The sequence below is a fragment of the Lihuaxuella thermophila genome (assembly GCF_900110165.1).
GTDB lineage: Bacteria > Bacillota > Bacilli > Thermoactinomycetales > Thermoactinomycetaceae > Lihuaxuella > Lihuaxuella thermophila.
The window spans coordinates 1-13,385 of the sequence record NZ_FOCQ01000003.1 but is presented as its reverse complement, the minus strand read 5'-3'; the positions used below and the strand labels follow the sequence as shown (position 1 = coordinate 13,385).

Annotated in this window: 13 protein-coding genes and 1 rRNA gene; all 14 read left to right on the top strand. The window is 52.0% G+C overall.

The genetic code is table 11. The features are described 5' to 3' along the window. Window positions 1-3: 3 nt before the first annotated feature. Entirely contained in the window at window positions 4-1,080 is a 1,077-nt protein-coding gene (locus BMW55_RS03650; RefSeq protein ID WP_089965494.1) for an anti-sigma factor domain-containing protein, read from the top strand. A 112-nt stretch (window positions 1,081-1,192) separates the two neighbouring features. Next, window positions 1,193-1,456, top strand: a complete 264-nt coding sequence (locus BMW55_RS03645) for an AbrB/MazE/SpoVT family DNA-binding domain-containing protein (protein WP_089965493.1) — start codon at window positions 1,193-1,195, stop codon at window positions 1,454-1,456. Between the two features lie 180 nt (window positions 1,457-1,636). Continuing rightward, on the top strand, window positions 1,637-2,410 hold the full coding sequence (locus BMW55_RS03640) for an enoyl-CoA hydratase-related protein (RefSeq protein ID WP_089965491.1): 774 nt from the start codon (window positions 1,637-1,639) through the stop codon (window positions 2,408-2,410). A gap of 20 nt (window positions 2,411-2,430) precedes the next feature. Then, window positions 2,431-3,225, top strand: a complete 795-nt coding sequence (locus BMW55_RS03635; RefSeq protein WP_089965489.1) for an enoyl-CoA hydratase-related protein — start codon at window positions 2,431-2,433, stop codon at window positions 3,223-3,225. A gap of 101 nt (window positions 3,226-3,326) precedes the next feature. Further along, window positions 3,327-4,478 (top strand): Leu/Phe/Val dehydrogenase, encoded by a 1,152-nt coding sequence (locus tag BMW55_RS03630; protein ID WP_244527442.1) that lies wholly within the window; start codon window positions 3,327-3,329, stop codon window positions 4,476-4,478. Window positions 4,479-4,485: 7 nt separating this feature from the next. Further along, on the top strand, window positions 4,486-5,562 hold the full coding sequence (pdhA, locus tag BMW55_RS03625) for a pyruvate dehydrogenase (acetyl-transferring) E1 component subunit alpha (protein WP_089965488.1): 1,077 nt from the start codon (window positions 4,486-4,488) through the stop codon (window positions 5,560-5,562). Next, window positions 5,559-6,536 (top strand): alpha-ketoacid dehydrogenase subunit beta, encoded by a 978-nt coding sequence (locus BMW55_RS03620; RefSeq protein WP_089965486.1) that lies wholly within the window; start codon window positions 5,559-5,561, stop codon window positions 6,534-6,536. Before pdhA ends, BMW55_RS03620 begins: the two co-directional genes overlap by 4 nt. 19 nt (window positions 6,537-6,555) lie before the next feature. Continuing rightward, on the top strand, window positions 6,556-7,794 hold the full coding sequence (locus tag BMW55_RS03615) for a dihydrolipoamide acetyltransferase family protein (protein ID WP_089965485.1): 1,239 nt from the start codon (window positions 6,556-6,558) through the stop codon (window positions 7,792-7,794). 453 nt (window positions 7,795-8,247) lie between these two features. Continuing rightward, window positions 8,248-8,937: an SDR family NAD(P)-dependent oxidoreductase gene (locus BMW55_RS03610; protein ID WP_342027732.1), complete on the top strand. Its 690-nt coding sequence runs from the start codon at window positions 8,248-8,250 to the stop codon at window positions 8,935-8,937. Further along, window positions 8,921-9,958, top strand: coding sequence for an S-adenosylmethionine:tRNA ribosyltransferase-isomerase (locus BMW55_RS03605; protein ID WP_089965483.1), 1,038 nt, complete (start codon window positions 8,921-8,923; stop codon window positions 9,956-9,958). The genes BMW55_RS03610 and BMW55_RS03605 overlap by 17 nt, the downstream gene beginning before the upstream one ends. A 13-nt stretch (window positions 9,959-9,971) precedes the next feature. Continuing rightward, window positions 9,972-10,322, top strand: coding sequence for a VOC family protein (locus BMW55_RS03600; protein WP_170839724.1), 351 nt, complete (start codon window positions 9,972-9,974; stop codon window positions 10,320-10,322). 139 nt (window positions 10,323-10,461) lie between these two features. Next, window positions 10,462-11,811, top strand: a complete 1,350-nt coding sequence (locus tag BMW55_RS03595; protein ID WP_089965480.1) for a cytochrome ubiquinol oxidase subunit I — start codon at window positions 10,462-10,464, stop codon at window positions 11,809-11,811. 12 nt (window positions 11,812-11,823) lie between these two features. After that, complete coding sequence (locus tag BMW55_RS03590) at window positions 11,824-12,855, top strand: cytochrome d ubiquinol oxidase subunit II (RefSeq protein WP_089965478.1); 1,032 nt, start codon at window positions 11,824-11,826, stop codon at window positions 12,853-12,855. A gap of 251 nt (window positions 12,856-13,106) precedes the next feature. Then, window positions 13,107-13,385 (top strand): 23S ribosomal RNA (locus BMW55_RS03585); the annotation flags it as partial.

The window sequence follows — 13,385 nt, the reverse complement described above, 5'->3', positions numbered from 1 at the left end:
ACGATGCAAAAAGGAATCATCATGGAGATCCGGGGTCGCCATTGGATTGTGATGACCCAGGACGGCGAATTTGTCAAGATACCGAAAACAAACAGTGCTGCCCAAATTGGTGAAGAAATCCGCTTTCAAGAGGGAAGGGCGACGAAAAGACAGCCTTGGATGATGGTGGCATCGGTCGCTGCCGCGGCCATGCTGGGAATGTTCTTCGTCTTTCCACAGTTTTTCGCGAATCAAGCCCATGCGGAAACCTATGTTTATCTGGATCTGAACCCCAGCATAGCCATCGGATTGGATAAAGACCAACATGTGGTGCAAATCAAACCTCTCAATTCTTCTGCCAAAAAATTGGTCAGGGAGATCGATTGGCAGGATAAAAAACTGGATGAAGTCGCAGTGGATCTGCTTGATCAGGCAAAAAGCGACGGATATTTGCACAGAAAAGATCATGTGATCATCTCGGGAATCAAAGAGGACAAATACAGTGTGAAAGCTTTGAAGTCCCTGGAGAAAACCATCGAAAAAAACGCTCAGTCGATCGAAAATAGCCTTGATTTAGAAGTCCATACCCTGGTCATGCCGAAGCAGGTACAAACCAAAGCTGAAAAAACCGGGCTTTCCCCAACCAAATATGCTGTCTGGTTGCTCGCTAAAAAGGAGGGCCAACAGATTCCGGTTGAGGAGTTGGAGGAAAAATCCATTTCCGAATTAGCCAATATAGAGCCGGTGACGGAACTTCTGCAAAAACCGTTATCGGAACAAGAATGGAGCCAGATCATTCAGGAAGACGGAAGCGAAGTGCCGAGCGGAAAAGAGACCGCTCCCGGTGACAATTCCGGTGCAGATAAAAAAGAAGATGCGACCCCTGGAACGGCCGAACCCGCAGAGGGCACTGCTTCTCCATCGAATGATGGTGAGAAGGGACCAGGACAACCCGCTGACGGAAAAGAACCTGCTTCCACTGACCAGCCACCCGCAGATGGATCTCACTCTTCTGATCCGCAGAACGGCAGCGGAACCGGAGATTCAAGTTCAGAATCAACAACTGGGACAGAGACGGGCAGCTCCGAAACAACCCCTTGATAAAAATAGACCAGATAGCGATACCGAACCGACTTACACTTTCGTCCGATCATTTCGGTTGCAAGCTGACACCTCCCAAACAGCTTTCAACAGAAAAGAGGGAAGCCACGGGATGAAAGGAATCGGGATCGTAAGAAAGGTGGACCATTTGGGGCGCATTGTGTTGCCCAAGGAAATCAGGGATCTCTTAAATATCAATCCCCATGACGGGATGGAGATTTTTGTGGATAACGACACGATCGTGTTGCAAAAGTATAATCCCAGTTGTGTTCTGTGCGGAAATATGTACCAACTCTTTTACTTTCGGGATAAAATTATCTGTGAAGAATGTGTGACGGAAACAGCCAAATATGTGGCATTACAAGCCAAATCATAACAGCAGCTCCCAACCAGGAGCTGCGCTTTTTTTACCACTTTTAAGCTTTAATTCTGTACAGTAACGAACTGACAAACAACCGCTTGTTTGGTAGAATGGGAATGTATCCTCAGAATAAATCCATTTTTTATAATAAGTAGATTTGAAAACGCTTTCTATACAAGAGGGGAGGAAGGCTGTGTGGAGGAACAATACTTAATCGTTGAAAAACAGGATCGGATCGGAAAAATACGATTAAACCGTCCGCGTGTTTTGAATGCTTTGAACAGTGCGCTGATTGGTGAACTGGCTGATGTGATGGAAGAGATGGACCGGGATGATCAGATTCGCGTGATCCTGCTCATGGGCAGTGAAAAAGCGTTTGCAGCCGGAGCTGACATTCAGGAATTGGCTGAATCCTCGCCGGTCGACTTCGTCATGAAGCAATTTTTTGCCGATTGGGAGCGCATCCGCAAAATTCAGAAGCCAATCATCGCGGCCGTCAGCGGCTATGCCCTGGGCGGAGGCTGTGAGTTGGCCATGTGCGCCGACCTGATTGTGGCTTCCGAAACGGCCCGTTTTGGACAACCTGAGATCAATCTGGGTGTCATTCCCGGAGCCGGCGGAACCCAGCGGTTAACCAGAGCGGTGGGTAAAGCGCGCGCGATGGAAATGATCTTGACGGGCAAGCCGATCACTGCGCGGGAAGCCCTGGAGGCAGGACTCGTGAACCGGGTGGTGCCTGCTGACCAACTGGAAGAAGAGGCGCTTGCGCTTGCCAAAGAAATCGCCGGCAAACCTCCGATTGCCGTCCGCCTGGCGAAACAATCCGTTTTGAAAGCGATGGATCTGCCGCTTGAACATGGTCTTCACTTTGAACAAAACTCTTTTTATCTGTTGTTCTCTTCACAGGATCAACAAGAAGGAATGCAAGCGTTTATTGAAAAGCGCAAACCCAATTTTCAAGGAAAATGACAAAAAATGGAGGGCATGACATGGAAAACAAAACGGTGGTTGTGACAAAAGCGGACGGTGTGGGCTTGATCAAACTGAACCGCCCCCAGGTGTACAATGCCTTTAACAATCAGATGAGTACGGAACTCCTTGCCGCATTGCAAGAGGTAAACGCTGATCCCGGAGTTCGTTGTGTCGTGCTGACGGGAGAAGGCAAAGCGTTTTGTTCCGGGCAGGATCTGAATGACCGGTCGGCCATGCAGAAAAAAGGAGAGCACTTTTCTCTCGGGGATAGTGTGCGTTCCCGGTATAATCCGATCATCATGGCGATCGCCAAGATGGAAAAACCAGTCATCGCCGCCGTCAACGGTGTGGCTGCCGGGGCGGGTTGCAGTCTGGCTCTCGCATGCGATATGCGGTTTATTACGCCGAAGACCCGGTTCGTAGAAGCGTTCGTACGGATCGGACTGGCTCCGGACAGCGGCTCCAGCTACTTCCTGCCGCGTCTGGTGGGGCTCGGACGAGCTCTGGAAATCGCGATGACGGGCCGGGATGTCGGCGCGGAGGAAGCGGTGCAAATCGGGCTTGCCAACCGGATGGTCGAAGAAGAGCAGCTGCTCGAAGAAACGCTCTCCTTTGCAAAACGACTGTCTCAAGGGCCGACGGTTGCCATCAGCCTGACGAAACAAGCGGTCATCCGGGGAATGGAAAGCAGCTTGGAAGAAGCTTTGGAATTTGAAGCTCACGTACAGGAAGCGGCCGGGAAGACACAGGATTTTGTTGAAGGGGTACAAGCATTTGCAGAAAAGAGACAGCCACGGTTTCAGGGGAAATAGCGGAACGGCCCGTCAGCCGTGACATATGATGAATTACCAGCGGATTTTCGGTCATGACCCACAGTAACCAAGAAGAGATGGGATGATGGAACATGGAAGGCATGAAAACCGAACATGTTAGGACTGACATCCGGGAAGAAAAACAAACCATGATGCGGGATATTTTTGAGTTGATGGATCAATACGGACATGAACAGGTGGTTTTTTGCCGCCATCCCCGCTCCGGATTAAAGGCGATTATCGCTATTCATAATACAACGATGGGTCCGGCTCTCGGGGGATGCCGCATGATTCCCTACTCTTCCACGGATGAAGCCCTGGAAGACGTGCTCCGTCTGTCCAAAGGGATGACCTATAAATGCGGAGTCGCCGATGTGGACTTCGGGGGAGGAAAAATGGTCATCATCGGGGACCCCGAACGGGATAAATCTCCCGAGATGTTCCGGGCTGTCGGGCGCTTTGTGGAAGGGTTGAACGGACGTTTTTTTACCGGCACTGACATGGGCACCAATCCGGAAGACTTCGTATATGCGGCCAGAGAGTCCCGTTCCTTTGTCGGGTTGCCGGCTGCACACGGCGGCAGCGGAGATACGTCCATTCCTACCGCGCTGGGTGTGTTGCAAGGTTTGAAGGCTACAGCCAAGCATCTGTGGGGCACCACCGATTTGCACGGAAGGACGATTGCGATCCAGGGAGTCGGCAAAGTGGGCGGCCGCCTGCTTGAACTTCTGATGGAAGAAGGCGCTCACTGCATCATCGCCGACCTAAACGAGAGCAAAGTCCGCCAGTATAAGGAAAAGTATAAAGAGCAGGTCGAATTGAGTGAGGTAAACATCATCCACCGCTCCGACTGCGATATCTTTTCCCCGTGTGCCCGAGGCGGCGTGATTAATGACCAAACTCTGCCGGAACTTCGCTGTCAGGCGATTGTCGGTTCGGCCAACAACCAGCTGGTGGAAGACCGGCACGGAGACTTATTGCATGAAAAGGGCATTTTGTATGCTCCCGATTATCTCGTCAATGCCGGCGGTCTGATCCAGGTGGCGGATGAGTTGGAAGGATTTAGCGAGGAGCGGGTTCTGGCTAAAACAAAGGCGATCTATGATATGCTTCTGCAAATCTACGAACTTTCGGAAAAGGAGCAGATCCCTACCTGCCGGGCCGCCGACCGCCTGGTTGTGGAACGGCTTGAGAAAGTGGCTGATCTCCGCCGGATCCTGCTGGGGTGGGGAAGGGATGCCAGAGGGAGGTAAGTTCGTGATGCTAGGTCAACTGGAAACAACGTATGTGCAATATTTATCGCCGGAAGGAAAGCTGAGTGTCGCGGGACACGCAGTTTGGAACCAATTGTCGGCCGAAATGAAGATCAGCTTTTATCGCTGGATGAGCTTTGTCCGCATGTTTGACCGCCGGTCTGTCATTTTGCAAAGGCAGGGGCGAATCGGCACCTATGCTGCACTCGAAGGCCAGGAAGCGGCACAGGTGGGCAGCGCCTTGGCTCTCAGCAAGGAAGACTGGATTTTTCCCAGCTACCGCGAACACGGAGTAGCGATGATTGCCGGGATGCCTTTGTCGCAAATCTTTCTCTACTGGATGGGGCGCGTAGAAGGTTGTAAACCGCCGGAAGGAGTGCGCCTGCTGCCCCCCTCCGTCCCCATTGCGACGCAAATTCCCCATGCGGTAGGGGCAGCCTGGGCTTCCAAGCTGAAAAAAGAAACTTCAGTGGCAGTGGCTTATTTTGGCGACGGGGCCACCTCTGAGGGAGACTTCCACGAGGCGTGCAACTTTGCCGGTGTTTTTCGGGTGCCTGCCATCTTGTTCTGCCAGAATAACGGTTATGCCATCAGTGTGCCGTTCTCCAGGCAATCGGCGTCGCCCACAGTCGCGGAAAAGGCGAAAGCTTATAACTTTCCGGGAATCCGTGTGGACGGAAACGATGTGCTGGCCGTTTACGATGTGATGAAACAGGCCATTGAGCGTGCACGGGCGGGAGAAGGGCCCACGCTGATTGAAGCGGTGACTTATCGAAAAGGGCCCCATACCACCGCCGATGACGCCACCCGGTACCGCCCTGCTTCCGAAGTGGAAGAATGGGTGAAACACAAAGACCCGCTCACCCGCTACACCCGCTTGTTAAAAGCAGAGGGACTCCTCAGCGATGCGGAAGAGCGGGAATGGGAAGCGGAATGCAAAGCGCAAATCGACAGCGCGATCAAAGAGGCGGAATCTTCCGTTCCGGCACCGCCTGAACACTTATTTGCTCATGTATATGCCAAGCTGACCCCGAATGAACTCAGACAACAGCAACAATTGCGCAAAAGAGGTGGCCGAAGATGAAGCAACTAACCATGGTGCAGGCCATTTGCGACGGGCTCCGGGTGGCCCTGGACCAGGATCCTTCCGTCCTGATCCTGGGAGAAGACGTGGGTAAAAACGGTGGCGTGTTTCGTGCAACGGAAGGGTTATGGAATGAATTTGGCGATGACCGGGTGATCGATACCCCGCTGGCCGAAGCAGGCATCATCGGGACTTCGATCGGGCTTGCGGTGAACGGCTTTAAACCGGTGGCGGAAATTCAGTTTATGGGCTTTATCTACCCGGCGTTTGAGCAGATCGTCACCCATGCCGCCCGTTTGCGTACCCGCACGCAAGGCGCCTTTCCTGCTTCTCTGGTAATCCGGGCCCCTTATGGGGGAGGAATTCGCGCTCCGGAGCTTCACTGTGATTCGACGGAAAGCCTGTTTGTCCATATTCCCGGGCTCAAGGTGGTCACCCCCGCTACCCCGAAGGATGCCAAAGGGTTATTGCTCGCCGCCATTCAAGATCCCGATCCGGTCATTTACCTCGAACCGATGAAGCTGTACCGTTCGATTAAAGAGGAAGTGCCGGAAGGGTGGTACGAAGTGCCGATCGGCAAGGCGAGAAAAGTGCGCGAAGGGGAAGATATCACTTTAATCGCCTGGGGAACCATGGTTCCGGTAGCCGAGGGAGCAGCCAAAGAATTGGAGAAAAAAGGCGTATCCTGTGATCTGATCGACCTTCGTTCCCTCTATCCGCTCGACGAGGAAACGATCATCCAATCCGTCAAGAAAACAGGCCGTGTGGTCATTGTACACGAAGCGCCGAAAACGGCCGGACTCGGCGCTGAGCTGACCGCTTTGATCAATGAGCATGCGTTTCTCTATCTGGAAGCGCCTGTGACGAGAGTGACCGGTTATGACGCCCCCGTGCCGATGTTCGCGTTGGAAGATGATTTCCGTCCGAGCGTGAGCAGGGTTTCCGAAGCCGTACAACAAGTTTTGGCATTTTAACGCGGAGGAGGGAGAAAACATGTCTGTTGCGTTCAGGTTGCCCGATATCGGAGAAGGAGTTGCTGAAGCGGAAATCGTGCGCTGGCTGGTTTCCGCGGGGGAAGAAGTGGAAGAGAACCAGCCCGTGTTGGAAGTGCAAACAGATAAAGCTGTGGTTGAATTGCCTGCTCCCGCTTCGGGCCGGATTTCCGAGCTGAAATGGAAGGAAGGCGAAATCGTTCCGGTCGGGGAAGTGTTGTATGTCATCGGAAGCGATGAAAACGTTCCAAGCTTGGCATCGAGTGAACCGACCCGGGAAAATCCGGTATCTGCCGATGACAAACTTCCAACCGGCAAGCGCAAACAACGCGTTCTCGCCGCTCCGTCCACACGCCGGTTGGCACGGGAGCTCGGAGTGGATCTTGCGCAAGTAGAGGGAACAGGGGCGAATGGGCGGGTAACTGACGAGGACGTCCGCCGTTTTGCCTCCCTGCGGCAGACACCTTCCGTGGATGCGGTTCAAACGGTCGGAGCGGCAACCGTTTCGGCCCCGCGGGCGGAGAGGCCGGCAGAGATCGTTGAAACGCCGCTTTCTCCAATCCGTCGTGTCATTGCCGACAGGCTTTTGTTCTCGGTCACACGCAAGCCCCACGCCACTCATTTTGATGAGCTGAATGTGGCAGGGCTCGTGGCATGGCGCAAACAGCGGCTGAAAGAGCAGGAAAACGATCCCCATGCCCCCCGTCTGACTTATATGGCGATTTTAATCAAAATGGTAGCCATCACCCTTAAGCATCACCCATCCTTTAATGCCCATTTTGATGAGGAAAGCCAAAAAATACGGACTTATTCATCCGTCTCCATCGGCATGGCTACGGATACGCCGAAAGGCCTGCTCGTTCCGGTGATTCATCATGCCGAGCAAAAAAGCATCGACCAGCTGGCACATGAAGTGAATGAGCTCACCGAGTTGGCCCGGCTCGGAAAACTCTCGCCCGAGCAGATGAAGGGGAGCACCTTTACCATCAGCAATGCGGGAGCCCTTGGAGGCAAATGGGCGACCCCGATCATCAACCCGCCGGAAGTCGCCATTCTCGCCATTCACCCGATCGAACAGAGACCGGTGGTAGTGAGTGGAGAACTGGCCGTTGGCTGGCGGATGAATGTTTCCCTCAGCTTTGACCATCGCGTCCTGGACGGAGCCGACGCGATCCGTTTTACCCAGACACTGGGTAAATATACGGCTGATCCGGGCCGATTGGTGCGGGAATTGATATAAAAATGGAAATGGCCGGAACCCCTCGTGTGGGTCCGGTTTTTTTAGATTGGACAGCTGTCCCGGTATCGTCTTTGTCAACTGACACCGCCTGTCAGTGGTTTGGTCCATAATTGTCTGCGGGCAAAGAAAACGGCTGCGGCAAAGATCAACGCCACGAAACGGAACAATCCGGTGACACCTCTCTTTTGATGAGACGATTTTATCATAACATATATTTCGATTAACGAAAAAGTCGGGTGACTACAGTTCCTGACCCATCAGAAAAGAAGGATGGGTTTAGAGGAACTCGCTGGCAAACGTACTTTAATTACTTTTGAAACATTTACGTTTATAAAGTTTAAGAAAAGGGAAACAGATGGTGACCGCATCAACTGAATATGGGGAGGAGTTGGAATATGTTAACAAACAAAGTGGTGATGATTACCGGAGCATCCAAAGGGCTGGGTAAAAGCGTTGGCACACGCGTTTGCCGATGCCGGAGCTAAGCTGGCCATTGTGGCGCGGGGGGGAGACCGGCTGGAACAGGTGAAAAACGAACTGGAGCAAAAGGGCGCCGAAGTGCTGGCCATGACGGGAGATATGTCCAACCGCCGCGATGTGGAACGGTTTGTGGCCATGACAGAAGCCACATTCGGACAGATTGATGTGGTGATCAATAATGCATCCGTTTTCGGCCCCAGCCCGTCTCCCTATTTGCTCGACTACCCGGAAGAGGATTTTATCCGTGTACTTAACGTGAACACTGTCGGCCCGTTCCTGGTTACCCGGAGGGTGATTGCCGGTATGCTGACCCGAGGGACTGGTTCGGTGATCAATGTTTCCTCGGAAGCGGGGAGAGTGGGTTACGCCGGCTGGGGAGCCTACGGAATCTCCAAATTTGCTCTGGAAGGATTAAGCCAGACATGGGCGGATGAAGTCGACGGGACGGGAGTAAGGGTGAATACCGTCGACCCGGGAGAAATGGATACAGACATGCATCGGGAAGCTGTACCCGACTGTGATTATGAATTGGCAGATCCCAATGAGGTTGTCGATGTTTTTCTTTATCTTGCCTCTGATGAGTCCGCCCACATCAATGGACAGCGTTTTCAAGCGCAAACGTTTAAACGGGAAGAGGTGGAAGAGGATGGCCGCCCCGATTGACTTCGTCCTTCCTGAAATGTTGAATGCCACGGCGCCGCCCGAGCGAAGGGGGATTCGCCGGGACCATGTCCGGTTGATGATCTCCGACCGCCGGACGGGAGAGTCGCAACACACCAAATTTTACTGTTTGCCTCAATATTTGCGTCCGGGTGATGTGATCGCGTTAAATGTCAGTCGCACGCTTCCGGCTGTTTTAAAAGCGAGTTGGCGAAGAGGAGAAAGATGGGTGGACCCGTCCGTGGAAATCCGCTTGGCCAGCCGGATTGATGAACAGAGTTGGGAAGCGCTGGTGGTGGGAGAAGGAGTGAAGGCGGGTGATATCTTTCAATTTTCTCCGTCCCTTTTTGCCGTCGTGACGGTGGTCCGGGCAGAAAATCCGCTGGTCCGGTTGCGCTTCTCCCTGCAGGGAGCCGAATTATTGGAGCAGTTTTACAAGTTCGGGGAGCCTATTCGTTATGAATACATCGATCAGCCATGGGATCTGGATTATTACCAAACAGTCTATGCCAGTGTTCCCGGCTCGGTGGAGATCCCGTCAGCAGGGCGCGCTTTCAGTTGGGAGCTTCTGATTCAGCTGCGCAAAAAAGGGGTGCAAGTGGTTTCTCTTACCCTGCACACCGGGCTGAGCGATCTGCTGGATGATCGGTATCGGCTAGAACCGGAAAAAAACTGTGAGTACTACTCGATCCCGGAACAAACGGCCCGGGTCATTAACGAGGCGAAAAAATCGGGCGGCCGTGTGATCGCAGTCGGGACCACGGTAGTCAGAGCCCTGGAAAGCGCAGCGCTGTCCGGTGGAGTTTGTGTGGCCAAAGAGGGACGGACCTGTTTGCGCATTCACGAGCAGACTCCGCTACAAGTGGTCGACGGGTTGATGACCGGCTTTCATGAACCTGAAGCATCCCATCTCGATCTGTTAAGCGCTTTTGTGCCGCCTCCCATCCTGTCGGGAATGTATGACGAAGCCGTTCGCGAACGTTACTTATGGCACGAATTTGGCGATATTCATTTGATTTTGTGAAAGGGAGATGAACATGTACCATGTGGGGATGGAAGTGCGGGATTTGGAACGATCGATCCGGTTTTATCAACAATGGTTCGGATTTGTCTTGGAGAGGCTTGAAGTGTTGGGAAATGAACAGATCGCTTTCTTGACACTGGGAGAACAAAGGATTGAATTAGTGAAAAATCCGTCCATATCCTTCGCTTCTTCTTCGTTTCATTTGGCATTTGAAGTCAAAAGAATTGAACAGATATTACTTCAAATGAAAGAACAAGAAGTACCGATCACTGAGCCGCTCACGGTTTTGGAAAATGGTTGGAAAAATGCGTTTGTCTCAGGTCCTGACGGCGAATGGATCGAGCTCATCGATATTCCCTCATGAGGAGGCGATCCGACCGGGTCCTTTCGAGAAGAAGGAACCCGGTTTTTTATTTTACATAAATTTACCTTCATTATCCCAAACTAATCAGGACGATTGACCATAGTTTCCACCTGTTTACTTTTAGGGGAGTGTAGCGACTGTGGATCGGGTTACATTGGCGCGAGCCTTTTTTGGAACCTCTCTCGCTTTTCATATCATTTTTGCCACATTGGGCATCGGGTTATCGGCGATGGTGTTCCTCAGCGAATTGCTTCATAAGTGGAAAAATGATAACGATTATGCCGTAATGGCGAAACGCTGGACCAAAACGGTGGCCATTTTGCTCGGAGTGGCCATTCCGAGCGGTACGATTGTCGGAGTGCAGCTTTCCTTGTTGTGGCCGGGATTCATGAAGATCGTTGGTCAGGTGATTTCCGTCCCGTTTCAAATCGAGATTTTTGCCTTTTTCCTGGAAGGACTTGCCCTCTCCATCTATGTGTATGCCGCGGAAAGACTGCGCCCCTCGATGCGTGTACTGTCCGTTTTCCTGGTTGCGGTCGGCGCAACCGCTTCGGCTGTGCTCATCACTTCGGCCAATGCGTGGATGAATACGCCAGCCGGATTTGATATGCGTCCGGACGGAACGGTCTACCATGTGGATCCGTGGAAGGCATTTTTTAATCCCAGTTTCTTTGACGCAGCTTACCATGTGGTCGTCAGTGCTTTGATGACAGGGGCTTTTGCCATTGTTTCGGTGGCTGCCTACCGCCTGTTGAAGGCAAGGAAACAGGATTCGGAAACGGCCTATCATCATAAGGCTTTGTTCCTGTCCTTGTCGGTTGCGTTTCTGATGTCTTTGATCACGGCCATGTCCGGACACGGGGCTGCGCAAAATTTACATCAGTACAGCCCGGAAAAATTGGCCGCGGCCGAGGGATTATTCGAAACCCAGCGCTACGCCCCCCTGGCTGTCGGGGGGTATGTAGATCCGGAAACGCATGAGGTGAAATATGGAATCGAAATTCCATACCTGCTGAGTTTTTTGGCCGGGAACCGGTTTGACACCGAAGTGAAAGGACTTAACGAATTTCCGCCGGAAACATGGCCTCCTTTTTATACCCACACGCTCTTTAACCTGATGGTTGGGATCGGAATGCTGCTGCTGGTGTTGTCAGCGGCTGCCCTCGCCTATTGGTGGAAATACGTCCGGAAGAATAAACAAAGTTACCCCAAATGGCTGCTTTGGTGTCTGGTGTTTTCGGGTCCCCTCTCCATGTTGGGGATCGAAACGGGCTGGATTTTCAGTTGCAGCGGCCGTCAGCCGTGGACGATTTACGGCTATCAAACCACGGCGGAAGCGGCAACAAGAGCGGAGAATCTGGGGATTTTATTTGTCCTGTTCACTTTTGTATATATCATGCTGTGTGTGATGGTTTCAATCGTAATAAAAGCGTACTTCAAACGGAATCCGTTGCAAAAGGATCTTGAAACATTTGCACTGGACCGGTAAGGAGCGAACCTGATGGCCCCACCCATTGAACCTTCGATCGCGATTTTGATCGTCTGGATCTTTCTGTACATCTATAGTATGGCAGGCTCCATTGATTTTGGTGCCAGCTTCTGGTCGATGATCTATTTAAAGAAAAATGTCCAGGCCGGGAAATTGGCCAATCGGTTTCTTTCCCCTACCTGGGAACTGACCAACACCATCCTGGTTTTGCTGGTTGTAGCTGTGGTCGGTTTTTTTCCAAAGGCGGCGTATATGCTGGGTACGGTGCTGTTGGTGCCGGTGAGTTTGATTTTATTGCTCATTGCCGTACGAAGCGCGTTTATGGTTTTTGCTTATTCGGTTCAGGGATATCGGAAGACGCTGCGGGTGATCGCGGGAATTACCGGCTTCTTTGTACCTGTGCTGTTAATCAGTGCGTTGCCGGTGACCGAAGGCGGGTTTGTCGAGGTGCATGGAGGCAAGGAAACATTGTTGTTTGCCAAATGGCTGACCAGCCCTTCCGTCTATATGTACATGCTGTTCGGCCTCAGTTCGGAGTTGTTTCTCTCTTCTCTCTTTCTGGCGGATTACGCACGGGAAGCCGGGGATGAATCCACCTACGACATATACAGAAGAAATGCCGTTATCTTCGGTCCGGTTACCCTGGTTGTGGCCGTGATTACACTCCTGATGCTGGAACCGGAAGCGGGTTGGATTCTGGATAATATTTTGGAACAGCGCTGGTGGTTTCTCCTTTCGACTGTTTGTTTTTTAATCGGGTATTCCGCCTTATGGTTTCCACATAAAGAAAAAAAGAGAGGGAAAGCCCGCATGGCGGTGATTTTTGTCGCCCTGCAGTATGGCTTGGCCACATTCGGCTACGGAATCGCTCATCTCCCCTATATCGTTTATCCGTATTTAACGGTGAATGAGGCATTTACCAATATCGACACTTTTTATTCGTTGCTTAGAGTTTTTACCATTGGGCTTGCAATCTTGTTGCCCGGCTTCATCATCTTCTGGAAACTGTTTTTGAAGGACAAGAAGTATTTACAGCAGGAGTGATCGGGAGTTGTGAAGAAAAAGATGATCAGGGGATAAAGTTTCATTTTGTTTTTTTATAAAAAAGGGGTTGCATTTGTGATTGATCCGTGTTATATTACTATCTGTCGCCGCGATTGAGCGGTGAAACTGATGAAAACAAGCGCACCTTGAAAATTAGATATGGAATAAAGCAATTGACAAACTTGGTCAAGTTCGTCAAGTTGCATTCACCGGAGAAGAACCGAGCAAGTCCGCGTAAGTGGACAAAAGTAGGTTAAGCTACTAAGGGCACACGGGGGATGCCTTGGCGCCAGGAGCCGATGAAGGACGGGGCGAACACCGATATGCCTCGGGGAGCTGTAAGCGAGCGTTGATCCGGGGATTTCCGAATGGGGCAACCCACCAGCTGGAAGAGCTGGTACCGCCGCCTGAATCCATAGGGCGGACGGAGGCACACCAGGGGAACTGAAACATCTTAGTACCCTGAGGAAGAGAAAGCAAACGCGATTCCCTGAGTAGCGGCGAGCGAAACGGGAACAGCCCAAACCGGC